Genomic DNA, 26,100 nt, shown 5'->3' on the forward strand with positions numbered 1-26,100 from the left:
AGATGAGTCTGCTGGAGGTTGGCAACTTAAATGTACAATTTCATAAAGATGGAAAGAAAATCAGAGCAGTCAAAGACCTTAGCTTCCATGTAGGAGAAGGCGAGATTGTGGGGGTAATCGGAGAGTCCGGATGTGGGAAAAGTACGGCGATGCGCGCGTTGATGGGATTGCTTGGGAACGAGGCGGATGCCTCCTGTGACAGATTTTGCTTTCTGGGAGAGGAAGGAACCTTTTCTCCGAACAAGGTACAAAAGAAGATGGCAATGATTTTTCAGGATCCTTTTTCGTACTTAAATCCTACAGTGAAGATAGGAAAGCAGATTGAGCAGGCAGTGCGTATTCACAGCGGAGGGAACAAAAAGGAAAGAAAGCAGAGAGTATGTGATTTGTTAGAGATGGCAGGCATTCGTATGCCTAAGCAGCGCATGTCCCAATATCCTCACGAGCTTTCCGGAGGCATGCGGCAAAGGGTGGTAACTGCCATTGCGCTCGCCTGTAATCCAAAGTTGATTATCGCAGATGAGCCGACAACGGCTCTGGATGTCATTGTACAAGGACAGATGATCCTGCTGTTAAAAAGGCTTGCAAAGGAGACGAAGGCGGCAGTCCTGCTTGTCAGCCATGATTTTGGGGTAATCGCCTCCATGTGTGAACGGGTATATGTGATGAAAGAGGGAACCTTTATTGAGCAGGGAACAGTGGAGGAGATTTTCTATGCTCCACAAAAGACATATACAAAAGACCTTCTGAAAAATGCAAGGCGCACGAGAATAAAGGTAGATGCGACAGAGACAGAAGAAGTGCTGCTGAAGCTTTCCAATGTCACAAAATTATATCCAAACAGATTCATACAGGGAAAAGCCGCACAAAAAGAGGGGGTACAAAATATTTCTTTTGCGATCAGAGAAGGAGAGACCTTTGGTCTGATTGGAGAAAGCGGATGTGGAAAAAGTACGCTGGCTGAAATCATTACCGGACAGAAACGGCCGGATGCGGGAGAAATGTATTACAGGTCATTTCGGACAGACTTGCTAAAAAAGAGTGCGCGCAAAAAATACCTGGAAAAAATTCAGATGGTGTTTCAGGACACTTGTGAATCCCTGAATCCCAGAATGACGGCAGGAAAGGCGCTTACGGAGGCGTTAAAGGCAGATAAACGGCAGATACTTACGGCAGAGGAAAGAAAAGAAAGAGCAGTGCAGATATTAAAGGATGTCGGGTTGGCAGAGGAGGACATGTGGAAGTATCCAAAGGAATTTTCCGGCGGACAAAGACAGCGTGTCTGTATTGCCCGCGCCCTGATACGAAATCCAGAGCTTCTGGTGTGTGACGAGGCGGTATCTGCGTTGGACGTCTCTATCCAGACACAGATTTTAAGGCTTCTTAAAGAGATCCAGAGAAGAACAAGGATAGCCTGTCTGTTTATCTCCCATGATTTGGAGGTTGTGGGGAAAATCAGTCAGAATGTAGGCGTGATGTATCTGGGAAACCTGGTGGAATGTGGGAATACACAGGAAATATGTACAGATCCGTGGCACCCTTATACAAAACAGCTTTTGGAGTGCAAGCCGGATCCAGATCCCAAAAAGGCGAGGCGGAAGAAATACGCCCCGCTGCGGGAACGGCAGGAGGAGACACATAAAGGCTGTCCCTATCTGGGACAGTGCAGCTATCGGATGGAGTGCTGTGAGAAAGCAGCGCCGCCCCGCTATCAATTTGGCAGCAGAAAGGTAGCGTGCTTTTTATATTCTAGGGAACACAGGAAAGGCAATACAGACATGCCGATGACATCACAGATTTGAAAGGAAGAAAATGAGGAAACGATTTGTTGCATTTATACTGGTAATTTGTATTTTCTGTACCGTTTTTGCCGGAGGGTGTATAAAAAGACAAAAAGCTCCTGCGGCAGAGGGAAAATCTATTACAATCGCCATAGGAAGTGATACGGGTTCTATGGATCCTGCCGGCTCTATTGCGCTGACATTTCTTTCCTATAGTGTAAGCGCTTTGGACGAGCTGCTGACATTTGACGAAAATGGAGATATAGAATATCGTGCCGCACAGTCCTATGAAGTCAACGAAGAGAAAACCATATGGACTTTCCATTTACGGGAAGAGGCATGCTGGTCTGATGGAAGTGCAGTGACTGCGGCGGATTTTAAAAATACAATAAAGCGTGCATTAGACCCTAAGAACGGCAGCGGCTATGTGAGCTATCTGTTCCCTATACAAAATGCAGAAGAGATTTATAATGGGGAGCTGCCGTATGAAAGTCTGGGTGTAGAGACTCCGGATGAACATACACTGGTGTTTTATTTGGAAGAGCCCTGCGCATATTTTCTGGATTTACTGCGTCTGCCTGTATATATGCCGTCTTGTGAAAAATACGCAGATTCGGCGCTTAGCGGCTGGGACAAAAACCCAGAAACCAGTCTGACAAACGGTCCGTTTTTTCTTGCAGAGTATGAGCCGAAGCAGTATGTTGTACTGAAAAAAAATGAGAAGTACTGGAATGCGGATGAAATTCATCTGGACACAATCATCTACCGCTTTTTTGATGACCAGCAGTCTATGGCGAATGCTTATGAGACGAAAGAGGTAGACGTGGCTGTATCGTTACAGTCTGCTGTCATGGAGCTCTATGAAGGAAAACCAGATCTGCTGGTGACAGAACTGATAGCTACAAGATATATATATTTGAATCTGGAAGTAGAGCCTTTAGATGACGTGCGGGTAAGAGAGGCGCTCAATCTTGCGATTGACAGGGAGGAGTTATGTAAGATTGTAGGAAAGGACGTAAGTCCGGCATATAACCTGGTCGCAAATTATATGGTAAATAAAAATACAGGGGCGTATTTTGTAGAGGAGGACAAACAGCCGTTTCAGGAAAATAAAGAACGGGCGAGGGAGCTGCTTGCCGAAGCAGGGTATCCAGATGGAGAGGGATTTCCGGTTCTGACCTATAAGTATCCTGCCTTGGAGATGGATTCGGACACAGCGCAGGTCATTAAGGAGCAGTTAAAGCAAAACTTAAATATTGATATAGAGCTTAAAGCACAGGAGCTTCAAACCAACTATGCGGATCGCCATGCAAAGGATTTTGAGCTGTGCCGGATGAACTGGACGGCAGATTTCGCAGATCCATATACGTATCTGTCTATGCTGCTTTCTAATAATAGCTATAATTGCAGTCATATTCAAGATGAAAAATATGACGCGCTTATCCGCCGATCAGAAATAGAACTGGATGTAAACAAACGGTTCCAGCTGCTGCATGAAGCGGAGCAATATGCTGTGGGAGAGCAGTTCTATATTATCCCCCTGTATGGGATGAAAAGCTGTAACCTGGTAAGCAGGCGGATAACAGGGATTCGACAGATTCCTGCAAGCGGCGCACTGGAATACAGATACGCGGATGTAGCCGAGTAAATAAGGCAGAGGAGAAGGAAAAACCAGTATGTTTTGTGTTATTACGGGAGGAAGCGGCAGCGGAAAATCAGAATATGCAGAGAATCTGATACAAACGCTTTGCAAGGAAAGCGGGGGAGGAATCATGTACTATTTTGCTACCATGGTTCCCTTTGGAGAGGAGACAGAAAAGAAAATCCAGAGACATAGAACGCTGCGCGCCGGAAAAGGATTTTGTACCGTAGAGTGCTATACGGGACTGAAAAATACGGTGGAGAATGTAAGGAAAGAGCAGGAAAAACGAGGAGACGGTTCTAAAAAAACATGCGTCCTCTTAGAATGTATGTCGAATCTGGCAGCAAATGAGTTATACATGGAAAATGGGGCAAAAAAGCAGACGGTACAGGAAATTCTGGAAGGAATCAGCGTTCTTCAAAAATGGTGTGAACATCTGGTAGTAGTGACAAACGAAATTTTTTCTGAGGCGGAGAAATATACAGAGGAAATGCAGTACTATAAAAAGGCGTTAGGAGAAATCAACTGCCGGATGGGAGAACGGGCGGAGTATATCGCAGAGGTCGTATATGGGATTCCATTTCCGGTAAAGGCAGAGGCAAGGTTAATAGAACAAATCACAAAAAGAAATAGTAAAGATACCAGAGAAAGGATGACAATACAGATGAAGCTGATCGTCGGCGGATCGTGCCAGGGGAAACAAAAAGCTGCACAGGAAGAATATCCGGAAATTGAATGGTGTGACGGGGCAGTTTGCAGTATGGATGCAATATACAGTTGCCAGGGGATATATCATTTTGAGGCTTTCATAAGACGCAGGCTGAAAGAGAATCCAGATCTAGAGGCAGAGACATTTGTTAGCAGCCTGGCAGAGAAGAATCCCAAACTCGTACTTATAAGCGATATAGTCGGGTGCGGGCTTGTCCCTGTGGATGCGTTTGAGAGGCTGTACAGAGAACAGACAGGCAGAATTTGTACCTGTATTGCCAGACGGGCAGAGGAAGTTCTTTATGTTATATGCGGAAGAAAAATCTGGCTGAAAGGGCCAGAAAATAAGCACGCCGATGCTATAGGCGGTGAAAAATAACAAAAGAAAAGAGAAAAAAGGAGCATAGACAATGAAAACAGAATTAGAAAAGGTTCTTCCGTCAGAGATAGAAAAGCGGAGCTTTGAAATCATTACAAAGGAATTGGGAGGGAAAAAAATACTTCCCGAGACAGAAGCGATTGTAAAACGGTGTATCCACACCAGTGCAGATTTTGAGTATGCCGACAATCTGGTCTTTTCAGAAGGAGTAGTGGAAAGGGCGCTTAGAGCAGTACATGAGGGCGCGTGTATCGTTACGGATACACAGATGGCAAAGGCAGGAATCAATAAGAAGAAATTGGCAGAATACGGCGGAGAAGTATATTGCTTTATGTCAGATGAAGATGTGGCGAAAAAGGCAAAGGAAAGCGGGACAACGCGGGCAAGTATAAGTATGGATAAGGCGGCAGAGCTTGCAAAACCGTTGATCTTTGCGATAGGAAATGCACCGACAGCATTGGTGAGGCTCTACGAGCTGATTCAGGAAGGGAAAGTAAAGCCACAGCTTATTATTGGCGTTCCGGTGGGGTTTGTCAATGTAGTACAGTCAAAGGAACTGATTTTATCTCTGCCAGATATTCCTTATATTGTAGCGAGAGGAAGAAAAGGCGGAAGCAATATTGCCGCATGTATTGTAAACGCACTGCTGTATATGTAGCGGGAGGGAATCAAAAGTGTATTTTCCATTATTTGTTGATATTTCTGAAAAAAAGATACTGGTAGTTGGAGCCGGTAAGGTTGCCGCGCGTCGCATAGCGGCATTGCAGATGTTTACAGAGCAGATATTTGTGGTGGCTCCAGATGTGTGCCCTGCAATAGACAAGCTGGAGAAAGAAGAAAAAGTAATTTTAAGCCGCAGAGAATTTCGAGAGTCTGATTTAGAAGAAAAAGAAATCGTGCTGGCAGCGACAGATAATCCAGAAGTAAATTTTCATATCTGGAAAGCATGTAAAAAACGGGGGATTTTAGTCAATGTATCGGATCGAAAAGAATTATGTGACTTCTATTTTCCAAGCATTGTCAAGAAAGAGGACATTATTATCGGACTTAATTCTTCCGGCACTTCTCCGGGAAAAGTAAAGGAAATCAGAAAGAAAATCGAAAAATTATAAAAGTGATATAAAGTATTATAAAATAAGTGATAAAGTCACTGACAGTCAGAGCATCTTCTGTTAGAATACAACCAACAGCAGGAAAATGAAATAGTAAGAACAAAAAAAGCAGTTGGCTTAAGGAGGTTAATATGACTATAGAAAGATATTACATTTTCATAAATAAGGGAATCGGCAGAAAATTAAAAGAGATCATTAACGGACTGATTCCAGGTCTCATAAAAGAACCAGTACCAGTGCGAGTTCCAGTGAGAAAAATATAAATTTAACTGACAAAATGCATTCCTTGTCTGTTAGAAAAATTTTAATAGAAGGTACGCAAAAAACACTGTATCAGAACGCAGGGCAGGACCCGCTTTACCTCATCCGTTCGAGTGGTTCTAAGCACAAAGTATCTGTGTGTCCATTGGAACACGCAGATGCTTTGCACTAAGAACCAGGCGAACTGTATTCGGAACGCTCCTTGTCAATGCCCTGCTTATCTGACACAGTGTTTTTTGCTGTCACTTCCAGCCAGAAGTTTTTATCCCTCCATGCGGAAGGCACTTTGTTAGTTAAATTTTATTAAAAAGAAATCGACTTCACGCTGCCACGAGTTCCCAATCAGAAAAATTTGTTTACTTCTGATTGGAAATGTGTAGCAGAGTGAAGTCGATTCTTTTTTGTCTGAAAATATAAACTTAAGCTGGCGAAAGTGTAAGCGAGGGAGGGTGTGTGTTACAAAAGTGAGGAATTTCGGCGAAGCCCTGACGAACGTTGCAATACACTCCCTCTTGCGCGAACCATTTCGTCAGCTTCCGCAGTGCCAGCTCAATTCCGCATATGCTTCATTTCGCTATCGGCAATCGCCGAATGAAAAGAAGCAGACAAACTTCTGTTTACATGCAAGCATGACACAGAGTTTGCCTGTTCTTTTCGCACTGCTTGTTGCTTCGTTAAATTTATATATTCGTTTTTAATGGTTTGAGCTTGAGTCGGTTGATTCTTTTGAAAAGCAGTGTGGACAATACTACGGAGACAACTTCTGCAATTGGAATTGCGAACCAGACTGCGCTTAATCCCCATATATTGGCGAAGATGTAAGCGACTGGAAGGATAACAAGAAGCTGTCTTGCAATAGAAATAATCAGGCTGTATACGCCGTTTCCGAGTGCCTGGAATACGGATCCCATTATGATACAGTATCCGGCGAAAATGAAGCTTAAGCTGATTGTCCTAAGCGCTGGGATTCCAATACTTAACATATGCTGTGAGGCGTCAAAAAGCTTTAACAGGCTTTCTGGAAGTAGTTGGAAGATAAGCAGTCCGATCAACATGATGCCGACAGCAATATAAATGCTTAGACGAATCGTAGATATAATCCGTTCACGTTTTCTTGCTCCATAGTTATAAGCCACAATCGGTATCATTCCATTATTTAAACCAAAGACAGGCATGAAGATGAAGCTCTGTAGTTTGAAATAAACACCGAATACAGCGGTAGCGGTAGAAGAAAACGGCATCAGTATTTTGTTCATGCCAAAGACCATAACAGAACTGATAGACTGCATGATGATGGAAGGAACGCCTACCTTATAAATGGTAGAAATAATCCTTTTGCTGGGACGAAATTTTCTCATATTTAAGTTTAATTCTGTATTCTTCCGGCAGTTAAACATCAAGGCGAGAAGCATAGCAACAATCTGACCGAATACAGTGGCAAGTGCGGCGCCAGCAACCTCCAGTCTCGGAAATCCAAACAATCCGAAAATCAGAATTGGATCCATGATAATATTAATGATAGCACCGGTTCCCTGTGTAATCATGGTATAAAAGGTTTTTCCTGTAGCCTGCAAAAGGCGTTCAAAAGTGATTTCCAGAAAAATACCAAAGGACAGAATGGTGACAATCATCATATATTGTGTTCCATAGTTGGCAATTACAGTATTGTCTGTCTGGGCAGAGAAAAAGATGCGGGATCCTACAAGTCCAAGTAAAGCAATACAAATAAAACTGATGAAGCCAAGAAAAATTCCGTTTCTGGCAGCTAAATTTGCCTCCTCAAAACGTTTCTCCCCCAGATTTCTAGATAACAGCGCATTGATTCCGACCCCGGTTCCGGCAGCGATGGCAATCATAAGGTTCTGCACTGGAAATGCGAGTGAAACGGCAGTTAAGGCGTCCTCGCTTAATTGAGCAACGAACATGCTGTCAATGATGTTATATAAAGCCTGTACGAGCATGGAAATAACCATAGGAAGAGACATGCTGATTAAAAGTTTGGGAACGGGCATGACTCCCATTTTATTTTCCTGAGAATTGATAGCGTCCATAAAAATCCTCCTTTGTAATTTGTAGACTAACTAAAATATTATAACATCAATAAATGAGAATCACAATGCATATATTTTTAAGAAAAGGTAGTAAAGGGTAACAGTTCAGCCTGCGCCATTCATAAAACCGCACTTCGTGCTTATTGTGGCTGCCGTCACTGTTTTATTCATTGACGGCGCTTCGCTCATCTGTATATCAGTCGCCGGATTCTTATGCAGGCATAAATCCGTCTCCTGCTAACAGATGGCTGAACTATTACAGTATAAAAATATGAAAAAAGACAGGGCTGCGAAGGGGCAGTTAAAGAGAATGATACAGGCAATAGGGATGATCTATGTGTTCTTGACACTGCCGGTTTGCCTCCCGTTCACATTTCAGGCAGGGGAGAAGGAGGACACAAGGAATTCCTGGAAAACCGTAAGTACAGATTCCGAAGATATAAAATCAGAAAAAAATATACAGGAAACAGACAACGACATAAAACCTAAAGTTGCTCTTACATTTGACGACGGCCCCAATGCATTGTATACGCCTGTATTGCTGGAGGGCTTAAAAGAGAGAGAGGTCAAAGCAAGTTTTTTCCTGATAGGAGCAAACATAGAAAAAGAGAATAACAAAGAAATAGTAAAACAGATGTATGAGGATGGACATTTAATCGGGAATCATACGTATCATCATGTAGATCTGGCCGGATTAAGCAGAGAACAGGCGCTTACAGAATTAGAAGAGACCAGTCAGTGTATTGAAGAAATAACCGGAGAAGCAGTGGAGTATGTAAGGCCGCCATTTGGTTCCTGGAGAGATGATTTTGATGAAACATTCGAAGCAATTCCGGTAATGTGGAGCGTGGATCCCCTTGACTGGACTACAGAAGATGTAGAAGGAATTGTAAATAAAGTAGTGACGGAGACAGAAGAAAATGATATGATTCTGTTGCACGACTGTTATAAAAGCTCAGTGGAAGCAGCACTTCAGATTGTCGATATTTTAAAAGAGAAGGGATTTGAGTTTGTTACCGCGGATAAACTGCTTCTAGATTAAGAAAAGAGGTGGAAATGACAATGTATGAATATTCCAGGACAGAGCGTTTGCTTGGAAGGGACGGAATGGAACGACTTTTTGCGTCTTCAGTTATTATATTTGGAGTGGGAGGCGTCGGGTCTCATTGTATCGAGGCTTTGGCAAGAAGCGGCGTCGGGAAGCTGACGCTGGTGGACAACGACAAAGTAGGACTGACAAACATCAACCGCCAGGCAGTTGCATTTCACAGTACTATTGGCAGATATAAGACAGAAGTAATGAAAGAGCAGATAAAGGATATTTGTCCGTCCATAGAAGTAAAGACTTATGAAAGTTTTGTACTGCCGGAAAATGTAGACACGTTTTTTGAAGAGCGATATGACTATATCATAGATGCGGTAGATACTGTAACAGCAAAGCTGGCGCTGGTTCAAAAAGCACTGAAAGCACAAATTCCGATTATCAGCAGTATGGGTACGGGAAATAAACTGCATCCAGAGTTGTTTGAGATTGCAGATATAGCGGATACAAGTATGTGTCCTCTTTGCAAGGTGATGCGGAAGGAATTGAAAAAAAGAGGAATTATGCATTTGAAGGTTCTTTATTCCAGGGAAAAACCGATAGAGCCCCTGGAGGTCAATATAGAAGAACTGGGTATGGAAAAAACAGAGGGAGCCAGACGCAGCATTCCGGGAAGTATTTCTTTTGTTCCGCCCGCAGCAGGTCTTTTGATCGCCGGAGAAGTAATCAGAAGTTTAAGCAAAATAGGAGAATGATATATGGATTTATTTGATTATATGAGAGAGACAAATAAGGAAAAGGAGTCTCCGCTTGCATCCAGGATGCGCCCGTCGACTCTGGAAGAGGTGGCAGGACAGCAGCACATTATAGGAAAAGATAAGCTGCTGTACAGGGCAATCAAGGCAGACAAGCTTGGTTCTGTTATTTTTTATGGCCCTCCGGGGACGGGCAAGACAACACTCGCCAGAGTGATTGCAAATACGACACAATCTAGATTTACCCAGATTAATGCAACAGTGGCAGGCAAGAAGGATATGGAAGAAGTCGTAAAGGAAGCAAAAGATTTGTATGGTATGTATCAACAGAAAACGATTCTGTTTATTGATGAGATCCATCGGTTCAATAAAGGGCAGCAGGATTATCTGCTTCCTTTTGTGGAGGACGGGACGCTCACGTTAATTGGGGCAACAACCGAAAACCCGTTTTTCGAGGTAAACGGAGCCCTTCTTTCGCGTTCCAGTGTATTCGAATTAAAGGCTTTGGAAAAAGAAGATATAAAAAAATTAATTGAAAGAGCCGTATATGACAAAGAAAAGGGAATGGGAAATTATCATGCGGTTATAGACGAAGATGCCTTAGAGTTCTTAGCAGAGATAGCCGGAGGGGACGCCAGAAGCGCCTTGAATGCGGTAGAGCTTGGCGTGCTTACAACAGAGCGTGCGGACGACGGGAGAATACATATCACGTTAGATGTGGCGGCAGAGTGCATACAGAAACGAGTGGTTCGTTATGATAAAACAGGGGACAATCATTATGACACAATTTCAGCATTTATTAAGAGCATGAGAGGTTCTGATCCAGATGCGGCGGTATATTATCTGGCAAAAATGCTTTATGCGGGAGAGGATATCCGTTTTATTGCCCGCAGAATTATTATTGCTGCGTCAGAGGACGTAGGAAATGCAGATCCAATGGCACTGACAGTAGCAGTATCAGCGGCACAGGCAGTGGAGAGGATTGGGATGCCGGAAGCGAGAATTATTCTTTCCCAGGCAGTTCTTTACGTAGCGTCAGCGCCAAAGAGTAATGCAGCGGTGAAGGCGATTGGCGCGGCAGATGAGAATGTCAGGCAGTATAAGACGACAGTACCGTCCCATCTTCAGGATGCACATTATAAAGGAGCGCAGAAATTAGGACATGGTATCGGATATAAATATGCACACGACTATCCCGGGCATTATGTTCATCAGCAGTATTTACCGGATGAAATAAAAGACGCCAGATTCTATGAACCTGGCGATTTAGGGTATGAAAGAAAAATCAAAGAACGATTAGAGGAGCTTAGAAAGGAGTAGGGAATAAATCTCCTGGCTCTGTGCTGTCCAGCGTCCTGCAATGGTTTCGGCCTCTTTTTCAGTAGGTACAGTCAGTTTTAAATCAATGAGGCTGAAACCATTTTCTACAATCTGACACCGAACCTCATATTCATGGTTCGTGTTCAGATAATAGTCCGCTTTGACGGCAGACTCTTCTTTTAAATCGTACTGCTTTTCTTTTAAGAAATCATCAATGTCTTTCTGAATTGCCGGTGAAAGCTTACTGTGAAAGAAATGAATGGTTTCTTCCCCATTCTCTGTCAGATGATAGAGTGTCCGATTATGTGTGGTTTCCACATCGAGAAGATGGGAGAATGTCATTTCAGAAAGTGTTTCCTGAAGTTTAAAATAAGAAGTATAACCTTTGTCCAGAATAAATTCAGATATCTGTGAGGTTGTCAGCGGAAAATCGACTTTATCCAGCATATATAAAACAATGAGTTTATATAAAGTATATGTTTCAGCCATGATACTCCTTTCCCTGCCATATATCTTTTTCTTTCAGGCAGTGTTCCAGTGTGTTTAAAACCGTCCGTTTTCTTCCAGTCCAAAGAGGGGCAATTAAAAGATCCTTCGGCCCGTCTCCGGTCAGCCGGTGAATAACCGTACGCGGGCTTAAGTGCGAGATACATTCTCCCAGCAGCTCGACGTATTCTTCCATATCCGGTACATGAAAAGGATTTGCCAGAAAATCAGAGGCAAGATCCGTTCCTTTTAAAATATGCAGAAGCTGCAGCTTAATTCCCTGAATGTCCATATGATTTAAATATGCGATTGTCTGCAGCATTTGCTCCTTTGTTTCTCTGGGGAGGAAAAGGATTGTATGGACAATGACAGTAACCCCGATTCTTCGCAAATTGCGCACCGCCTCATCAAATACAGAGAGGGGATAGCCTCTCCGAATATAGGAGGCGGAATCGGGATGAATGGTCTGTAATCCCAATTCTACCCAGACGGGTGTTCTTTTGTTTATTCGGGACAGAAGTGCAAGCACCTCCTCTCCCAAACAGTCCGGTCTGGTAGCAATGGAGAGAATTTTTACGTCGGGATCCGCAATTGCCTCGGTATAGAGGGATTCCAACTTGTCAACCGGAGCATAGGTGTTTGTAAATGCCTGAAAATAGGCAATATAGGAATGAACAGGGCGCTTCCCGTTTAAATCTGCTTTTCCTTTTGCAAGCTGCGCTGCAATAGAATCCTCCGGACATCCTGCAAAATCTCCAGAGCCTTGACCGCTGCAGAAGATACATCCTCCGGTTCCGACTGAACCGTCGCGGTTGGGACAGGTCAGATTTGCATTCAATGTAATCTTATAGAGCTTTTCTCCATAGGTCTGTTTGAGAAAATAGTCCAGAGAATAATAGCGTTTTTCACCCCAGCGTTCCATTAAATCAGTTCCTTTACAGCGCTGCTCACAGCATCAGCGACGCGTGGATCAAAAGCCTCCGGAAGAATGTTATCTTCGGACAGCTCTTCCTCTGGAACTAGAGAAGCGATTGCTTTTGCTGTGGCAAGCTTCATTTCCTCTGTAATTTGCGAGGCCCTTCCTTCCAAAGCGCCTTTAAAGATACCAGGAAAAGCGACCACGTTGTTTACTTGATTAGGAAAGTCAGAACGTCCGGTTCCGACCACCTTTGCCCCCGCCTCTTTGGCCATATCCGGCATGATTTCCGGCACAGGGTTTGCCATGGCAAAGAGAATCGCGTCTTGGTTCATGGATGCTACCATTTCTTTTGTTACAATATTCGGTGCAGATACCCCGACAAAAATATCGGCGCCTTTTAATGCGTCAGCGAGTGTGCCGGTCTTGTTTTCCAGATTTGTTACTTCCGTCATTTCTTTCTGCATCCAGTTGAGATTTGGAGAATTCTTCCCAATGATTCCATGGATATCACACATTGTGACATGCACAAATCCGTAGGTGAGCAGAAGCTTTGTGATAGCAACTCCGGCGCTTCCGGCGCCATTGACTACAACGCGGCAGCGCTCCTTTTGCTTTTGGGTTACTTTTAAAGCGTTGATGATGCCGGCGAGCACGACGATTGCAGTTCCGTGCTGGTCATCGTGAAACACCGGAATGTCCAGAAGCTCTTTTAGCCGTTGTTCTATTTCAAAACAGCGTGGTGCAGATATATCTTCTAAGTTGATTCCGCCGAAAGCAGGAGCGATATTTACAACGGTACGGATAATTTCCTCTGTATCCTGTGTATCCAGACAAATCGGAACAGCGTTGACGCCTCCGAATTCCTTGAATAAAACAGCTTTTCCTTCCATGACTGGCATAGCTGCGCGGGCGCCGATGTTTCCGAGGCCGAGTACAGCGCTTCCATCGGAGACAACAGCGATGGTATTGGATTTCATTGTGTACTTGTAAGCAGCTTCAGGATCTGAAGCAATAACCTTGCATGGCTCTGCAACGCCGGGAGTATAGGCAACTGCCAGATCCTCACGGGTATTGACATGTGCTTTTGCGGTAGTTTCTATTTTTCCGTTCCACTGTTCGTGCATTTGTAATGCTTTTTCACTGTTCGTCATAACGATTATACCTCATTGCTTTTTTAATAGTTTATCTGCTGACTATCATAACACTGTTGCAGGATACGTGCAACCAGTAGAAAAAAGACTTTTCTTTTTGCTGTATTTAGAGTATAATAGGAACAGCGCAAGAGAAAACAGCGTTTTGAACTCTTTGTTCGTAGATATTTTCAATTTCAGTCAATTCAGACTACTTTTTCTTGAAAAGAGAGAGTAAAATTCCCGAAAGTATACGAAAGAATCAAATAATTAAGTAAGTGAATAAACGTAGGAAAGGCTGCGGTTTAAATATAAAGAAGCTTCTATAAATATGTTGAAGAAAAGAAAGGACAGGTATTTTTTATGACACGGGAAAAGTATGAGTCACTGCCACTTGCAACCTTGAAGGACTTGGCAAAGGCAAGGAAGATGAAGGGTATTTCTGCCATGAAAAAGGCAGAGCTGATTGAGGCAATGCTTGCTCAGGACGAAAAAGAAAAACAAGAGGTGGCAAGAGAAGAGGCAAAGGAAGAGGTTAAGGAAGAATTAAAAGAGAAGAAGGACGGAACCGATATTGAACAGTTGGACAGCGGGAAAACAGCCAACGGGATTTTAGAAGTACTTCCGGATGGATATGGATTTATCCGGTGTGAGAATTATCTTCCAGGGGAAAATGACGTCTATGTGTCGCCGTCACAAATACGCCGGTTCAATTTAAAGACTGGGGATATTATTATGGGCAACACAAGGGTAAAGACACAGTCAGAGAAATTCAGCGCACTTTTGTATGTTTCTACTGTAAATGGAGTTCGCCCATCAGAAGCTGCAAGACGTCCTAATTTTGAGGATTTGACTCCGATTTTTCCAGATAACAGGTTAAAATTAGAGACGCCGGGCAGTTCTACAGCGATGCGGATTGTGGACTTGCTTTCTCCGATTGGCAAAGGACAGAGAGGAATGATCGTGTCTCCTCCGAAAGCCGGTAAAACGACGCTTTTAAAAGAGGTGGCGCTTTCTGTACAGAAGAGAGAGCCGAAGATGCACCTTCTGATTTTGCTTATCGATGAGCGACCGGAGGAAGTGACGGATATTAAAGAAGCGATAGCAGGCAAGAATGTAGAAGTAATCTACTCAACATTTGACGAACTGCCGGAACACCACAAACGCGTATCCGAGATGGTGATTGAACGGGCAAAACGTCTGGTAGAGCATGGGAAAGATGTGATGATATTATTAGACAGTATTACAAGGCTGGCGCGCGCCTACAACCTGACGGTACCGCCTTCAGGGAGAACTCTGTCCGGCGGCTTGGATCCGGCAGCTCTGCATATGCCGAAACGTTTCTTCGGTGCTGCTCGGAATATGCGCGAAGGAGGAAGCCTTACCATTCTTGCGACAGCGCTGGTAGAAACAGGAAGTAAGATGGATGATGTAGTCTATGAAGAATTTAAAGGGACAGGAAATATGGAGCTGGTATTAGATAGAAAATTACAGGAAAAAAGGGTGTTCCCAGCGATTGACATTCCAAAATCAGGAACCAGAAGAGAAGATCTGCTGCTGAATAAAGAAGAGCAGGATGCAGTCTATATCATCCGCAGGGCGATGAATGGAATGAAAGCGGAAGAGGCGGTGGACAATCTTTTAAATATGTTCTCTCGGACAAAAACAAATGCAGAGCTGGTACAGATGGTAAACCGGCAGAAATTTATATAATAGAATTGATGTAAGAAAAAGGAGCTGTTGGATAATTTTGAGCTGCCCCTGTGATATGCTCTCTCCTAAGCGATAAGCTTTTATTATTTCACTTGTCTATTTAGAAGAGAGCATATCATATGTTTACTGTTCTGAACACAAATCTTCATTCCAACGATTGCCGTTAACCGGCCGTCAATATTACTTAAACTTATTTGCAATCCGCCTTTCTAAATTCTTTAGGTGTGCATCCATATTTTTTCTCGAAGCAGGTATAGAAATGATTCAGATTGCCAAAGCCTGAAGTCTCCGAGATTTTTTGTATGGAGAGTGTCGTGTTTAAAAGCAGAGATACTGCTTTTTCTAATTTTAATTCAATAATAATATTGATAAATGATTTTCCGGTATGTTTTTTCAAAAGACGAGTCAGATAATTAGGGTGAAAGTGAAAATACATGGCGGTATCCTCCAAAGAGATGTCCATATAATTTTCGTAAATATAATACAATATATTTAAGACAGAAGAAAGGGGGTCGCGTGAGCCGTGAACATCCGATAAATATTTGTTTTGACAGTTTAACTCCCGTGTGAGTAATGTAAAAAGGATTACCATAAGACTTGTAATGTATTCTTGCGACCCCAGATCTTTATGTTTTAATTCTAAAAGCACATCTTCTATATAACTTCTGACCTTAGTTCCGTAAGGAAGCGGAAAGAATAAATAGCTCCCATTTAACCTCGTTTTATAGATTGCAGAGACTATAAAAGCTGCGATTCTGTTGTCTTTAGAAAAACGTTTCATTAATTTATCTGTAAAGTAATTCCGGCGCATTAAAATATTGATAACGATCGTGTCTTTATCAACTGGCTCAATGCTGTGCACTACATTAGTATCCAGTAAAATAAGACTTCCTTCGGGGGCATGGACAGAGGTATTATTGATGTGCTGAGTAAAATTACCTTTAAATGCATAAGCCAATTCAAGAAAATCATGTTTGTGGCTGCTAATATTTACAAAACGAGGATGCTTATAGTAAGTAATATCTTCTTCCGGTTTAAAATAGAGATCTGTTTTCAACTCGCGGACTCCTTGTTCTGTGTAGTCGAAAGTCACGCCCATTTCTTTCCAGACTTCAATATTATTTGACTGATTATGCTTTACTGCAAGCTGTTCAAATTCATTTAGCTCCATGAATTCTTCCAATAGCTCCAGATTATAAGTATTTGTATTAGACATTGTTACCTCCTTACAGGATACTTTCTTGTATTATATTATCCAATAAATTGCTGAAAGGCAATAGATACATATATGCAATAAATAGAAGTGAGAATAGGTTTGAAAATGGTAGGAATATGGTTTGATTACTTCATTGTCCCAAAGTGAGGAAGAGGGTAATATTTAAATTAATATAAAAAGCTTTAGCAGGCAGCATAGGACATAGTCGGAATCGATTAAAGCACAGAAAACAGTTTGGAGGTACAGAATGAATAAGATTTTACAATTACGATGTAATGGAGGCACAGGGGAACTGGGTATTACAAAACCGGTGTTTTCCTGGGGGCTGGAAAGTGATGAGAGATTTGTCAGACAAAAGCGCTTTCAGCTTCAGGTAGCTTTAGATGAAGCATTTACAGAGGTGATTTGGAATTACCAAAAGTATACGGACGATATGCAGTTTGTAAAGTATATGGGGCCTGGTCTTGAGTCTATGACGAGATATTATGTCAGAGTGCGAGTTTGGACGGATGACGTAACGGCAACAGAGTGGTCAGAGCCGATTTGGTTTGAGACTCCGTTGCTTGAAAAGGAAGAGTGGAAAGCGCAGTGGATCAGACCGGAATGTGTGGAATATCATGGTAAAAAGCAATGCCGCAGACCGTTCTGCGCGGAGAAAAAATTCTGTCTGAGGGAAAGAGTAAAGCGAGCGCGGTTGTATATTACAAGCCTAGGCGTATATGATGTCTATATGAATGGCGAGAGAGTGAACAGCGACTATTTCCGGCCGGGATTTACAGACTATAATTACAGTGTACAGTATCAGTCATACGATGTGACAGGATTTATAAAAACGGAGAATACAATAGATGTGAATATATCTGAAGGATGGTTTTCAGGTTATTTAGGATGGAGGGGACGCAAGGATACATACGGAAACTATAATGCACTCATCGCTCAGCTTGAAGTGTGGTACGAGAATGGAGAACGAGACACAATCTGTACGGACGGAACATGGGTACAGAAGTTCGGAAGACGGCTTTATTCTGATTTTTATAATGGTGAATTCTACGATGCCAGAGAAGAGGAACGTATTTGTGGGAAAATGCTCACTTTTGCATATCCTAAAAATACACTTGTGCCGCAGGAAGGTCCATCGGTGAAAAAAATCATGGAAGTGAAACCTGAACGGATTTTCCGTGACAATAATGGAGATATGATTCTTGATATAGGTCAAAATATGGTAGGCTGGATTCGGTTTAAAAATACACATTGTGTAGACGACACGATCGTACTTACGCATGGTGAGGTGTTGGACAAAGAGGGGAATTTCTTCAATACCAATTTAAGAACAGCCGATGCGGAGGATACTTTTATATTAGAAAAAAATGACGGAAAGCTGTACGAGCCTCAGTTTACCTTTCACGGTTTTCGCTATGTAAAATTAAAAGGGTTTTCCGAAGACGTCCCGCTTGAAAATTTTACTGGAATTGTGATCGCAAGTGAAATGGAAACAACAGGGGAATTTGTGACAGGCAACGAGAGGATTAACCGGCTTCAAAGTAATATTCTCTGGGGGCAGAGGGGCAATTTTGTGGATATTCCTACAGATTGTCCTCAGAGAGACGAAAGGCAGGGGTGGACTGCCGATGCGCATATTTTCCTTCCAACAGCAGCGTTTAATATGGAGGTGAACAGGTTTTTCCGGAAGTGGCTTAGAGACCTTGCTGACGGACAATCGGAGATGAACGGCGCAGTCCCTTTTGTAGTACCGGATATTTTAAAAGGAATGTTTTCCGAAGGACGTGCATATACAACGGCAGGGTGGGGAGATGCTGCTGTAATCTGTCCTTGGAAGCTGTATGAGATATACGGCGACCGAGAAATATTAGAACAACAGTATGACAGTATGAGAGCTTGGGTTGAATATGTAAGAAAAATGGGAAGTAGTGAGTATCTATGGGACAAGGATCTGCAGCTTGGCGACTGGCTTGGTCTTGATGCAAGAGAGGGAAGTTATTATGGTGCGACAGACGGTGCATTATGTGCTACGGCGTTTTATGCCTATTCGGCAGAGCTGCTGGCGAAGACGGCAAATGTTCTGGGAAAAATGCATGATTTTAAGGAATATACGGAATTAAGCGGAAATATAAAAGCGGCGTTTCGAAAACGATTTATGCCGGACGGAGTACAGATACTCTCTAATACCCAGACTGCACATGTACTGGTTCTTAAATTTCATCTGGCAGAGCCAGAGAAGGAGGAACAGATAGCGGCGAACCTTGTGAAAATGCTTCATCAGAATAATGACCATCTGCTGACAGGGTTCCTTGGAACACCGTATCTGTGTCAGGTACTTTCCGAACAGGGGTATGCTGATATGGCATATACGCTTCTATTTCATAATGATTTTCCGTCTTGGCTGTATCAGGTAGATCAGGGAGCTACCACAATGTGGGAGCATTGGGACAGCCAGAAGCCGGACGGCTCCTTTTGGTCAAATGAAATGAACTCTTTTAATCATTATGCCTATGGCTCGATTGGTGAGTGGATGTATAAATATATCGGCGGAGTTTGGCCGAAAAAGCCGGGATATAAAAAAGCGGTTATTGCTCCAAAACCAGAAAAGCGTATAGGCTCCTGCCGCTGTTTTATCAGGACCTCATATGGGATTACCGGATGCGAGTGGAAATTGGATGGACGCAGATTGAAACTGACGGTAAAGATACCGGCCAATACGAATGCATTCGTAATTTTGCCTGAACCGGAGGACAGAAAAGCTTTGATTCTGGAAGTGAAACGTGTTACAGATGATCATGCGGTATACACAGAAGGAAAAGTGCCGCTGATAGTTGAGGAATATCGAGGGGGAGATCCATACGAGGAGACACCAGATCGTGAGGAAACAGAGGTGAAAGTGCCGGAAGGTGCAGTTGGATTTGAACTTGGCTCAGGAGAGTTCATGTTTGAATATATACTGAAAGAGGAGGTATAAAAGGATGAAGAAAGATTTAAAATCTATGAAACTGCCAATGAGTGAAAAGGTTACATATGGTTTTGGCAATCTGGCGGCAACACTTATGTTTACAACAGCCGGTTCTTTCATTACATATTATTATACGGATGTAGTTGGGCTGAGTGCAGCCATAGTTGGAAATATCCTGCTTTGGGCGAGGGTGTTTGATGGAATATCGGATCTTATTATGGGGACGATCGTAGATAAGATGGCAAATAAAAAAGGAAAAGCCCGTCCTTGGATCATTAGAATGGCAGTTCCCTACGCTTTTGCGTTGATTTTATTGTTCTCATCGCCAGACTTTTTGGAAGGAACAGGAAAGGCAGTATATGCGTTTGTCACCTATGTGATTGCGATGGCAGGCGTCTACACAGCGACAATGGTGCCGTATAATACAATGCTCAGCACATCGACCAATAATCCAGTAGAGAGAGGAACACTTTCTACATCACGCACGATCTGCGGATATGCGGGAGCCACAATCGTAAACGCCATTGTGTGGCCTCTGGTGACATTCTACGGGAATGATAAACCGGCTTGGACTATGACAGCGGCAACCTTAGGATTTGCTGCGACGGTACTCCTTATTATCATGTTTTGCAATTCTGCCGAGCGTGTGATCGACAGGGAAGAAAAGAAAGAAAAAGTAAAGATACCAGTGCGGGTTCAGGTGAAGAACCTTGTAAAAAACAAATATTGGCTCATCATTATTTTGTACATGCTCACCAATTTTATTAACTTCGGGTTAAATGGAATCAATGTATATTACGCAAACTGGATTCTTGGGGACGGCAACAAGGTCGGTGTGATAGGCTCTGCGACCTATGCATCTATCATGGTGGGCGCTCTGCTTATGCCGACATTGATGAAAAAATTTCCGAAACGTACTCTGTGCATGTGCGGAAGTGCGGTATATATTACAGGGATACTTATACTTGCGCTATTCTCAGATAATTTTTATATGATGATACTAGGTGTAGCTGTAAAAGGTTTGGGGTGTGCGCCGGGAGCTGTTTCAGGGTATGCGATGCTCGGTGACATAGTGGATTACGGACAGTGGAAAACAAAGATCAGAAATGAAGGAATGGTGTTTTCCGCAGCAACATTCGGCGAGAAGGTTGGTTCCGGTTTGGGAGGTCTGATTCTCGGAACTGTACTAAGTATTGGCGGTTATGTCTCTACGGCAACGGTTCAGTCCGCTTCAGCGCTGCTGTCGATTAAAGCAGTATTTATCTATGTTCCGCTTGTATTTTCTGTAATAGGTCTTATTCTCTTGTGTTTTTATAATTTGGATAAGAAAATGCCGGAGATTAGAAAGCAGATGCAGTAAAATGTGAAAATGAATTATAAAAATCTCCATTCTTCCGTCTTTTAGCTGGCGGTAGAATGGAGATTTTTATACTGGAAAAGAAAACCTATAAAACATACTTGACAAATAGGTATTTGAAAAATATAATACAAAAATAAACATACTAAATTGATAGGAAAAGGAGGTATTTGTTGTGTCGAGAATTTATAAAGGTACATTAGAACTAATAGGAAATACACCGCTTGTTGAAGTTACAAATCTGGAGAAAGAGCTGGAGCTTGAAGCGAGGATATTGGTAAAGCTGGAATATTTTAATCCGGCAGGCAGTGTGAAGGATCGTGCTGCCAAAGCGATGATTGAGGATGCAGAAGAGAGGGGGATTTTGAAGCAGAATTCCGTTATCATTGAGCCTACATCTGGGAATACAGGGATTGGACTCGCGGCGATGGCTGCGGTAAAGGGATACCGTATGATTCTTACCATGCCGGAGACGATGAGTGTGGAGAGAAGGAACATATTGAAAGCATATGGTGCAGAGATTGTGCTGACAGATGGAACAAAGGGGATGAAAGGAGCAATTGAAAGAGCAGAGGAGCTTGCCAGAGAAATTCCAAACAGCTATATTCCCGGACAATTTGTAAATCCTGCCAATCCAGAAATACATAAAAGAACGACGGGGCCAGAAATATGGAAAGATACAGACGGTAAAGTAGATATATTTATCGCTGGTGTCGGAACAGGAGGGACATTGACAGGAGTTGGAGAATATTTAAAGGAACAGAATCCAGAAGTGAAAATAGTAGCATTGGAGCCGGCGTCCTCTCCGGTTTTGTCGGAGGGAAGAAGCGGTGCACACAAAATACAGGGAATAGGAGCAGGGTTTGTACCGGAGGTTCTAAATACAGAGATCTATGATGAAATTATAAAAGCAGATGCAGACGATGCGTTTCGTATGGGAAAACTACTTGCAAAAACAGAAGGGATATTGACAGGCATTTCTTCAGGGGCTGCTTTATGGGGAGCAACAGAGCTTGCAAAACGTCCCGAAAACAGAGGAAAGACAATCGTTGCATTGCTTCCGGACAGCGGAGACAGGTATTATTCTACCCCACTGTTTACGTAAGAATGAATAGCGTCGGTGTACAAGGGGCAACACGCCCCTTGTACACCGACGTTAATAGAAGGAAAAGAATAGAAAACGAGAGGTCTGGTAAAAAGGAGAGATGATGATGGACAGAAAAGTAAAACGAGAAGACAGAAAATTAAAATTTGAAACATTGCAGCTTCATGCAGGACAAGAACAGGCAGATATAGCAACTGACGCAAGAGCAGTTCCGATTTATCAGACCTCTTCTTATGTATTTCACAGCAGCGCACACGCGGCGGAACGGTTCAGCCTTGAAGATACGGGTAATATTTATGGAAGACTTACAAATCCTACGGCAGATATATTCGAAAAGAGAGTTGCAGCGCTGGAAGGAGGTACCGCGGCCCTCGCGGTAGCATCAGGCGCTGCGGCGATCACCTATACATTCGAGAATCTTGCACAGCAGGGAGACCATTTTGTATCCGCAAAGAATATTTATGGTGGTACATACAATCTATTGGCACATACGCTTCCACAGTATGGAATACATACTTCATTTGTAGATATTTTTAATTTAAACGAGGTAGAAACAGCAATCAGGGAAAATACAAAGGCGATTTTTATTGAAACCCTGGGAAATCCAAACTCGGATGTCGCTGACATTGAAGCAATAGCAAAGATTGCACACAGGCATCAGATTCCGCTGGTTGTAGATAATACATTTGCAACACCCTATCTTGTCAGGCCATTTGAGTATGGAGCAGATATTGTTGTCCACTCTGCTACAAAATTTATAGGCGGACATGGCACTACATTAGGTGGGGTGATTGTAGAAAGTGGAAAGTTTGATTGGGAAGGTTCCGGAAAATTTGCAACATTAACGGAGCCAAATCCGAGCTATCATGGAATCAGTTTTACGAAGGCAGCAAAAGGAGCAGCATTCGTAACGAAAATCCGTGCTGTTTTGCTTCGAGATACAGGCGCCTGCATTTCTCCTTTCCATGCATTTCTTCTGTTACAAGGCCTGGAGACATTATCGCTTAGGGTGGAGCGCCATGTGGAAAATGCGCTGAAGGTGGTGAAATTTTTAGAAAACCATCCGCAGGTAGAGAGAGTACATCATCCATCTGTGTCCACAGACAAAATCCAGAGAACACTTTATACGAAGTACCTTCCAAAAGGCGGTGGTTCCATTTTTACATTTGATATCAAGGGAGATAAAGAAAAGGCGCAGGCGTTTATTGATAATCTGGAAGTATTCTCTCTGCTTGCCAATGTGGCAGACGCAAAATCTCTGGTGATTCATCCGGCAACAACGACACACAGCCAGTGCACAGCGGAAGAATTGGAGGAACAGGGAATACAGGAAAATACAATTCGTCTATCGATAGGAACAGAGAATATCGATGATATTATCCAGGATTTGGAGGAAGCGTTTAAGGCAGTAGAAAACAAGGAGTAAAGAAACATGAAATTATCGAAGAGGACACGATATGGTTTACATGCACTGATAGATTTGGTGATACATGCAAAGACAGAACAGATTGCATTAAACAGTATTGCCCAGAGAAACGGTATCTCTGAGCAATATCTGGAACAGGTATTTTCTGCTCTTAGAAGGGCACGTATTGTCAAAAGTGTAAAAGGTGCCCAGGGAGGATATTTTTTGGAAAAAGATCCGAGCGATATTACGGTATCCGAAGTTGTTGAAGTCCTGGAGGGAAATTATTTCCTGGAAGATGAGACAGGAGGAACAGAAGAAGGAAGAAGAGTAATTCAAGAGCTGATTGTTGAAAGGGTAAATAAAAGCTTAAAGGAAATTTTGGAGGGTATTACCTTACAGGATCTGGCAGAACAATTTATGGAATATCGGAATTATCCGCAGGATATGTATTATATATGAAAAAGATTGTGTAATCTATGTTCGGGGAGAAAAGTGATATAACGTGTTTTCATGGTTTTAGAAGAAAAATGCTTGCCAAAGGAAGAAACTTATGCTACAATAACATAGCTGTTTAGAGATTATAATAATTATTTTAAAATAGAGAGGTGAAAAGCATGCGCGAAGGAATCCATCCAGAATACCATCAGGCGACTGTAACTTGTAACTGTGGAAATACATTTGTAACAGGTTCTACAAAGGAAAATATTCACGTGGAAATCTGCTCCAAATGCCATCCGTTTTATACAGGACAGCAGAAAGCAAGCCAGGCTCGTGGCCGTGTTGATAAATTCAACAAGAAATATGGTATTAAATAAGAATGAGGAAACACAGGCTGAGGTAAAATCTCAGCCTGTTATATTATATTCGAAAGGGCAATCATAACGTATTCCCCAGGGGATACCAGACTTTGTCCGGCAAGGGAAACTCGGAGTACAAAACAGGAGGCAGTATGAAATCATCAAATATAGGCGGCCAGGCAGTATTGGAAGGCATTATGATGAAAAATGGTGAAAAGTACGCTGTAGCAGTAAGGAAACCAGATAAAGAGATTGCAGTGGATGTGAAAGATTACAAAAGCTGTATTCCATGGAAAACGCCGACAAAGATTCCGTTTATAAGAGGAATTTTTAATTTTATAGATTCTTTGATTCTTGGAATGCGGACACTTACTTATTCCGCAAATTTTTATGAGGAAGAAGAACCGCGGCAGATGACAGAGGAAGAGGCGCGAAAGCAGGAGAGAAAAGATAGAGTATTTATGAATGTTACAATCGGGGTTTCGGTTGTCCTCGCCGTAGCAGTTTTTATGATTCTTCCTTATTTTCTAAGTAGCTTTCTGAAACAATTTACGGAATCTCGGGCAGTGATGGTGATCCTCGAAGGTGTAATCAGAGTTTTGATTTTTCTTGGATATATTCTTTTGGTATCCCGCATGGAAGATATACAGAGGACGTTTATGTATCATGGGGCGGAGCACAAATGCATCAATTGCATCGAACAGGGGCTTGTGCTTAATGTTGAAAATGTAAGAAAAAGTTCGAAGCAGCATAAACGCTGTGGAACCAGTTTTCTATTTTTTGTAATGATTGTCAGCATTTTGTTCTGCTTTTTTATTACTGCAGAATCACAGCTGATAAGAATACTTTTAAGGATTGCGTTGTTTCCGCTGATAGCCGGAGTTTCCTATGAAATTATCCGACTTGCGGGGAACAGTGACAATGCGATAGTCAATCTTTTAAGTAAACCGGGGATGTGGGTACAGAACTTAACAACGAAAGAACCGGATGACAGTATGATTGAGGTTGCCATCTGCGCGGTGGAAGCAGTGTTTGACTGGAAAACATGGCAGAGGGAGAATCTATGAAACCAGTAACAGAAACGATGCAGGATACATATGAATGGGGGAAAAACAGGCTAAAGCAGGCTGGTATTCAGGAATATGTATTGGATGCATGGTATCTTTTGGAGTATGTGACTGGAATCGATAGAACACGATACTATGCAGAACCAAAACAGGAGATAGAGAGAGAACAAAAGCTAAGATATGCGTGCCTGATCGAGAAGAGACAAAAACGGGTTCCTTTGCAGCATCTGACAGGCGAACAGGAATTTATGGGTTTGAAGTTCAAGGTAAATGAACATGTCCTGATTCCGAGACAGGATACAGAAACATTGGTTGAGACAGCTTTGGAATTTCTGCAAAAAGAGGAGGTTCCGGAAAAGAGAGGCAGCATACATCTTCTGGATATGTGTACCGGATCGGGATGCATTTTGTTGAGTATTCTGCATTGGGTAAAAGAAAAGAGCAGAATAAAAGGCATTGGCGCCGATATTTCAAAAGAAGCGCTTGCAGTGGCGAAAGAAAATGCAAAAGCCCTGATGCTGCGCGCCGAATTTACCGAGGGAAATTTGTTTGAAAATATAAAAGGAAAGTTTGGGATGATTGTTTCTAATCCGCCGTATATTCGGACTTCGGAAATTGGAAATCTGGAGCCGGAGGTGAGAAATTATGATCCAATCCAGGCGTTGGACGGGAAATGTGACGGGCTGCATTTCTATAGAGAGATTATAAGAATATCTGGAACATATCTGGAAAAAAGAGGTATTCTGCTTTTAGAGATCGGGTGCGACCAAGGCGCAGAGGTCAAGGCGATGATGTATAAGAACGGTTACAGTAACGTGACTGTAAAAAAGGATTTGGCAGGGCTTGACCGTGTAGTCTGGGGCGTGTATGATAGGTAGAGTGAGTA

23 protein-coding genes are annotated in these 26,100 nt (G+C 42.7%); 18 read left to right on the forward strand and 5 right to left on the reverse strand.

The window, feature by feature from the left end:
* Positions 1 to 2 precede the first annotated feature (2 nt).
* The 6 genes from ACZ5C4_RS07350 (at position 3) to ACZ5C4_RS07375 (ending at position 5,885) form a co-directional block, all read left to right on the forward strand.
* Positions 3 to 1,802 (forward strand): ABC transporter ATP-binding protein, encoded by a 1,800-nt coding sequence (locus ACZ5C4_RS07350; RefSeq protein WP_464520424.1) that lies wholly within the window; start codon positions 3 to 5, stop codon positions 1,800 to 1,802.
* Positions 1,803 to 1,812: 10 nt separating this feature from the next.
* The gene (locus ACZ5C4_RS07355) at positions 1,813 to 3,429 is read left to right on the forward strand and encodes a peptide ABC transporter substrate-binding protein (protein ID WP_464520425.1); all 1,617 of its coding nucleotides are present in this window, start codon (positions 1,813 to 1,815) and stop codon (positions 3,427 to 3,429) included.
* Positions 3,430 to 3,457: 28 nt separating this feature from the next.
* On the forward strand, positions 3,458 to 4,510 hold the full coding sequence (locus ACZ5C4_RS07360; RefSeq protein ID WP_464520426.1) for a bifunctional adenosylcobinamide kinase/adenosylcobinamide-phosphate guanylyltransferase: 1,053 nt from the start codon (positions 3,458 to 3,460) through the stop codon (positions 4,508 to 4,510).
* Positions 4,511 to 4,541: 31 nt separating this feature from the next.
* Positions 4,542 to 5,168, forward strand: a complete 627-nt coding sequence (locus ACZ5C4_RS07365; RefSeq protein ID WP_464520427.1) for a precorrin-8X methylmutase — start codon at positions 4,542 to 4,544, stop codon at positions 5,166 to 5,168.
* A 16-nt stretch (positions 5,169 to 5,184) separates the two neighbouring features.
* Positions 5,185 to 5,622: a precorrin-2 dehydrogenase/sirohydrochlorin ferrochelatase family protein gene (locus ACZ5C4_RS07370; RefSeq protein ID WP_464520428.1), complete on the forward strand. Its 438-nt coding sequence runs from the start codon at positions 5,185 to 5,187 to the stop codon at positions 5,620 to 5,622.
* Positions 5,623 to 5,753: 131 nt separating this feature from the next.
* Positions 5,754 to 5,885, forward strand: coding sequence for a hypothetical protein (locus ACZ5C4_RS07375; RefSeq protein WP_464520429.1), 132 nt, complete (start codon positions 5,754 to 5,756; stop codon positions 5,883 to 5,885).
* Positions 5,886 to 6,563: 678 nt separating this feature from the next.
* On the opposite strand, the gene ACZ5C4_RS07380 is transcribed toward ACZ5C4_RS07375, so the two are convergent.
* Complete coding sequence (locus ACZ5C4_RS07380; RefSeq protein ID WP_464520430.1) at positions 6,564 to 7,934, reverse strand: MATE family efflux transporter; 1,371 nt, start codon at positions 7,932 to 7,934, stop codon at positions 6,564 to 6,566.
* Positions 7,935 to 8,205: 271 nt separating this feature from the next.
* Between ACZ5C4_RS07380 and ACZ5C4_RS07385 the strand changes: the two genes are divergently transcribed.
* The 3 genes from ACZ5C4_RS07385 to ACZ5C4_RS07395 are packed head-to-tail and all read left to right on the forward strand — an operon-like array spanning position 8,206 to position 11,051.
* Entirely contained in the window at positions 8,206 to 8,976 is a 771-nt protein-coding gene (locus ACZ5C4_RS07385) for a polysaccharide deacetylase family protein (protein WP_464520431.1), read from the forward strand.
* 20 nt (positions 8,977 to 8,996) lie between these two features.
* Complete coding sequence (locus tag ACZ5C4_RS07390) at positions 8,997 to 9,731, forward strand: tRNA threonylcarbamoyladenosine dehydratase (protein WP_464522316.1); 735 nt, start codon at positions 8,997 to 8,999, stop codon at positions 9,729 to 9,731.
* A 3-nt stretch (positions 9,732 to 9,734) separates the two neighbouring features.
* Complete coding sequence (locus ACZ5C4_RS07395; protein WP_464520432.1) at positions 9,735 to 11,051, forward strand: replication-associated recombination protein A; 1,317 nt, start codon at positions 9,735 to 9,737, stop codon at positions 11,049 to 11,051.
* Here ACZ5C4_RS07395 and ACZ5C4_RS07400 read toward each other — a convergent pair.
* The 3 genes from ACZ5C4_RS07400 to ACZ5C4_RS07410 are packed head-to-tail and all read right to left on the reverse strand — an operon-like array spanning position 11,028 to position 13,607.
* The gene (locus tag ACZ5C4_RS07400; RefSeq protein WP_464520433.1) at positions 11,028 to 11,540 is read right to left on the reverse strand and encodes a DUF4364 family protein; all 513 of its coding nucleotides are present in this window, start codon (positions 11,538 to 11,540) and stop codon (positions 11,028 to 11,030) included. The genes ACZ5C4_RS07395 and ACZ5C4_RS07400 overlap by 24 nt on opposite strands.
* The gene (mnmL, locus tag ACZ5C4_RS07405) at positions 11,533 to 12,459 is read right to left on the reverse strand and encodes a tRNA modification radical SAM protein MnmL/YtqA (RefSeq protein ID WP_464520434.1); all 927 of its coding nucleotides are present in this window, start codon (positions 12,457 to 12,459) and stop codon (positions 11,533 to 11,535) included. Before mnmL ends, ACZ5C4_RS07400 begins: the two co-directional genes overlap by 8 nt.
* The gene (locus tag ACZ5C4_RS07410) at positions 12,459 to 13,607 is read right to left on the reverse strand and encodes an NAD(P)-dependent malic enzyme (protein WP_464520435.1); all 1,149 of its coding nucleotides are present in this window, start codon (positions 13,605 to 13,607) and stop codon (positions 12,459 to 12,461) included. Before ACZ5C4_RS07410 ends, mnmL begins: the two co-directional genes overlap by 1 nt.
* A gap of 342 nt (positions 13,608 to 13,949) precedes the next feature.
* Between ACZ5C4_RS07410 and rho the strand changes: the two genes are divergently transcribed.
* Positions 13,950 to 15,299 carry a transcription termination factor Rho gene (gene rho / locus ACZ5C4_RS07415; protein WP_464520436.1) on the forward strand — a complete coding sequence of 450 codons (1,350 nt, stop codon included), beginning with the start codon at positions 13,950 to 13,952 and terminating at the stop codon, positions 15,297 to 15,299.
* A gap of 190 nt (positions 15,300 to 15,489) precedes the next feature.
* On the opposite strand, the gene ACZ5C4_RS07420 is transcribed toward rho, so the two are convergent.
* Positions 15,490 to 16,515, reverse strand: coding sequence for an AraC family transcriptional regulator (locus ACZ5C4_RS07420; RefSeq protein ID WP_464520437.1), 1,026 nt, complete (start codon positions 16,513 to 16,515; stop codon positions 15,490 to 15,492).
* 247 nt (positions 16,516 to 16,762) lie between these two features.
* Here ACZ5C4_RS07420 and ACZ5C4_RS07425 point away from each other — a divergent pair, with 247 nt between their 5' ends.
* The 8 genes from ACZ5C4_RS07425 to prmC all read left to right on the forward strand — a co-directional run bounded on the left by ACZ5C4_RS07425 (position 16,763) and on the right by prmC (position 26,092).
* Positions 16,763 to 19,489, forward strand: a complete 2,727-nt coding sequence (locus ACZ5C4_RS07425; RefSeq protein WP_464520438.1) for a family 78 glycoside hydrolase catalytic domain — start codon at positions 16,763 to 16,765, stop codon at positions 19,487 to 19,489.
* Positions 19,490 to 19,493: 4 nt separating this feature from the next.
* Positions 19,494 to 20,840: an MFS transporter gene (locus tag ACZ5C4_RS07430; protein ID WP_464520439.1), complete on the forward strand. Its 1,347-nt coding sequence runs from the start codon at positions 19,494 to 19,496 to the stop codon at positions 20,838 to 20,840.
* Positions 20,841 to 21,012: 172 nt separating this feature from the next.
* Positions 21,013 to 21,942: a cysteine synthase A gene (gene cysK, locus ACZ5C4_RS07435; protein ID WP_464520440.1), complete on the forward strand. Its 930-nt coding sequence runs from the start codon at positions 21,013 to 21,015 to the stop codon at positions 21,940 to 21,942.
* A gap of 106 nt (positions 21,943 to 22,048) precedes the next feature.
* Positions 22,049 to 23,368 carry an O-acetylhomoserine aminocarboxypropyltransferase/cysteine synthase family protein gene (locus ACZ5C4_RS07440; RefSeq protein ID WP_464520441.1) on the forward strand — a complete coding sequence of 440 codons (1,320 nt, stop codon included), beginning with the start codon at positions 22,049 to 22,051 and terminating at the stop codon, positions 23,366 to 23,368.
* A gap of 6 nt (positions 23,369 to 23,374) precedes the next feature.
* A complete protein-coding gene (locus ACZ5C4_RS07445) occupies positions 23,375 to 23,809 on the forward strand; it encodes an RrF2 family transcriptional regulator (RefSeq protein ID WP_464520442.1) in 435 nt (144 codons plus the stop codon).
* A gap of 155 nt (positions 23,810 to 23,964) precedes the next feature.
* Positions 23,965 to 24,165, forward strand: coding sequence for a 50S ribosomal protein L31 (gene rpmE, locus ACZ5C4_RS07450; RefSeq protein WP_059069942.1), 201 nt, complete (start codon positions 23,965 to 23,967; stop codon positions 24,163 to 24,165).
* 134 nt (positions 24,166 to 24,299) lie between these two features.
* Positions 24,300 to 25,214 (forward strand): DUF1385 domain-containing protein, encoded by a 915-nt coding sequence (locus ACZ5C4_RS07455; RefSeq protein ID WP_464520443.1) that lies wholly within the window; start codon positions 24,300 to 24,302, stop codon positions 25,212 to 25,214.
* Positions 25,211 to 26,092 carry a peptide chain release factor N(5)-glutamine methyltransferase gene (prmC, locus tag ACZ5C4_RS07460; RefSeq protein ID WP_464520444.1) on the forward strand — a complete coding sequence of 294 codons (882 nt, stop codon included), beginning with the start codon at positions 25,211 to 25,213 and terminating at the stop codon, positions 26,090 to 26,092. Before ACZ5C4_RS07455 ends, prmC begins: the two co-directional genes overlap by 4 nt.
* Positions 26,093 to 26,100 lie beyond the last annotated feature (8 nt).

Source organism: Mediterraneibacter flintii, assembly GCF_055387595.1.

Bases quoted from the DNA above. Each gene is read 5' to 3' on its own strand.
- ACZ5C4_RS07350 (WP_464520424.1), top strand. From the start codon at position 3: ATGAGTCTGCTGGAGGTTGGCAACTTAAATGTACAATTTCATAAAGAT.
- ACZ5C4_RS07355 (WP_464520425.1), top strand. From the start codon at position 1,813: ATGAGGAAACGATTTGTTGCATTTATACTGGTAATTTGTATTTTCTGT.
- ACZ5C4_RS07360 (WP_464520426.1), top strand. From the start codon at position 3,458: ATGTTTTGTGTTATTACGGGAGGAAGCGGCAGCGGAAAATCAGAATAT.
- ACZ5C4_RS07365 (WP_464520427.1), top strand. From the start codon at position 4,542: ATGAAAACAGAATTAGAAAAGGTTCTTCCGTCAGAGATAGAAAAGCGG.
- ACZ5C4_RS07375 (WP_464520429.1), top strand. From the start codon at position 5,754: ATGACTATAGAAAGATATTACATTTTCATAAATAAGGGAATCGGCAGA.
- ACZ5C4_RS07380 (WP_464520430.1), bottom strand. From the start codon at position 7,934: ATGGACGCTATCAATTCTCAGGAAAATAAAATGGGAGTCATGCCCGTT.
- ACZ5C4_RS07385 (WP_464520431.1), top strand. From the start codon at position 8,206: ATGAAAAAAGACAGGGCTGCGAAGGGGCAGTTAAAGAGAATGATACAG.
- ACZ5C4_RS07390 (WP_464522316.1), top strand. From the start codon at position 8,997: ATGTATGAATATTCCAGGACAGAGCGTTTGCTTGGAAGGGACGGAATG.
- ACZ5C4_RS07395 (WP_464520432.1), top strand. From the start codon at position 9,735: ATGGATTTATTTGATTATATGAGAGAGACAAATAAGGAAAAGGAGTCT.
- ACZ5C4_RS07400 (WP_464520433.1), bottom strand. From the start codon at position 11,540: ATGGCTGAAACATATACTTTATATAAACTCATTGTTTTATATATGCTG.
- mnmL (WP_464520434.1), bottom strand. From the start codon at position 12,459: ATGGAACGCTGGGGTGAAAAACGCTATTATTCTCTGGACTATTTTCTC.
- ACZ5C4_RS07410 (WP_464520435.1), bottom strand. From the start codon at position 13,607: ATGACGAACAGTGAAAAAGCATTACAAATGCACGAACAGTGGAACGGA.
- rho (WP_464520436.1), top strand. From the start codon at position 13,950: ATGACACGGGAAAAGTATGAGTCACTGCCACTTGCAACCTTGAAGGAC.
- ACZ5C4_RS07420 (WP_464520437.1), bottom strand. From the start codon at position 16,515: ATGTCTAATACAAATACTTATAATCTGGAGCTATTGGAAGAATTCATG.
- ACZ5C4_RS07425 (WP_464520438.1), top strand. From the start codon at position 16,763: ATGAATAAGATTTTACAATTACGATGTAATGGAGGCACAGGGGAACTG.
- ACZ5C4_RS07430 (WP_464520439.1), top strand. From the start codon at position 19,494: ATGAAGAAAGATTTAAAATCTATGAAACTGCCAATGAGTGAAAAGGTT.
- ACZ5C4_RS07440 (WP_464520441.1), top strand. From the start codon at position 22,049: ATGGACAGAAAAGTAAAACGAGAAGACAGAAAATTAAAATTTGAAACA.
- ACZ5C4_RS07445 (WP_464520442.1), top strand. From the start codon at position 23,375: ATGAAATTATCGAAGAGGACACGATATGGTTTACATGCACTGATAGAT.
- rpmE (WP_059069942.1), top strand. From the start codon at position 23,965: ATGCGCGAAGGAATCCATCCAGAATACCATCAGGCGACTGTAACTTGT.
- ACZ5C4_RS07455 (WP_464520443.1), top strand. From the start codon at position 24,300: ATGAAATCATCAAATATAGGCGGCCAGGCAGTATTGGAAGGCATTATG.
- prmC (WP_464520444.1), top strand. From the start codon at position 25,211: ATGAAACCAGTAACAGAAACGATGCAGGATACATATGAATGGGGGAAA.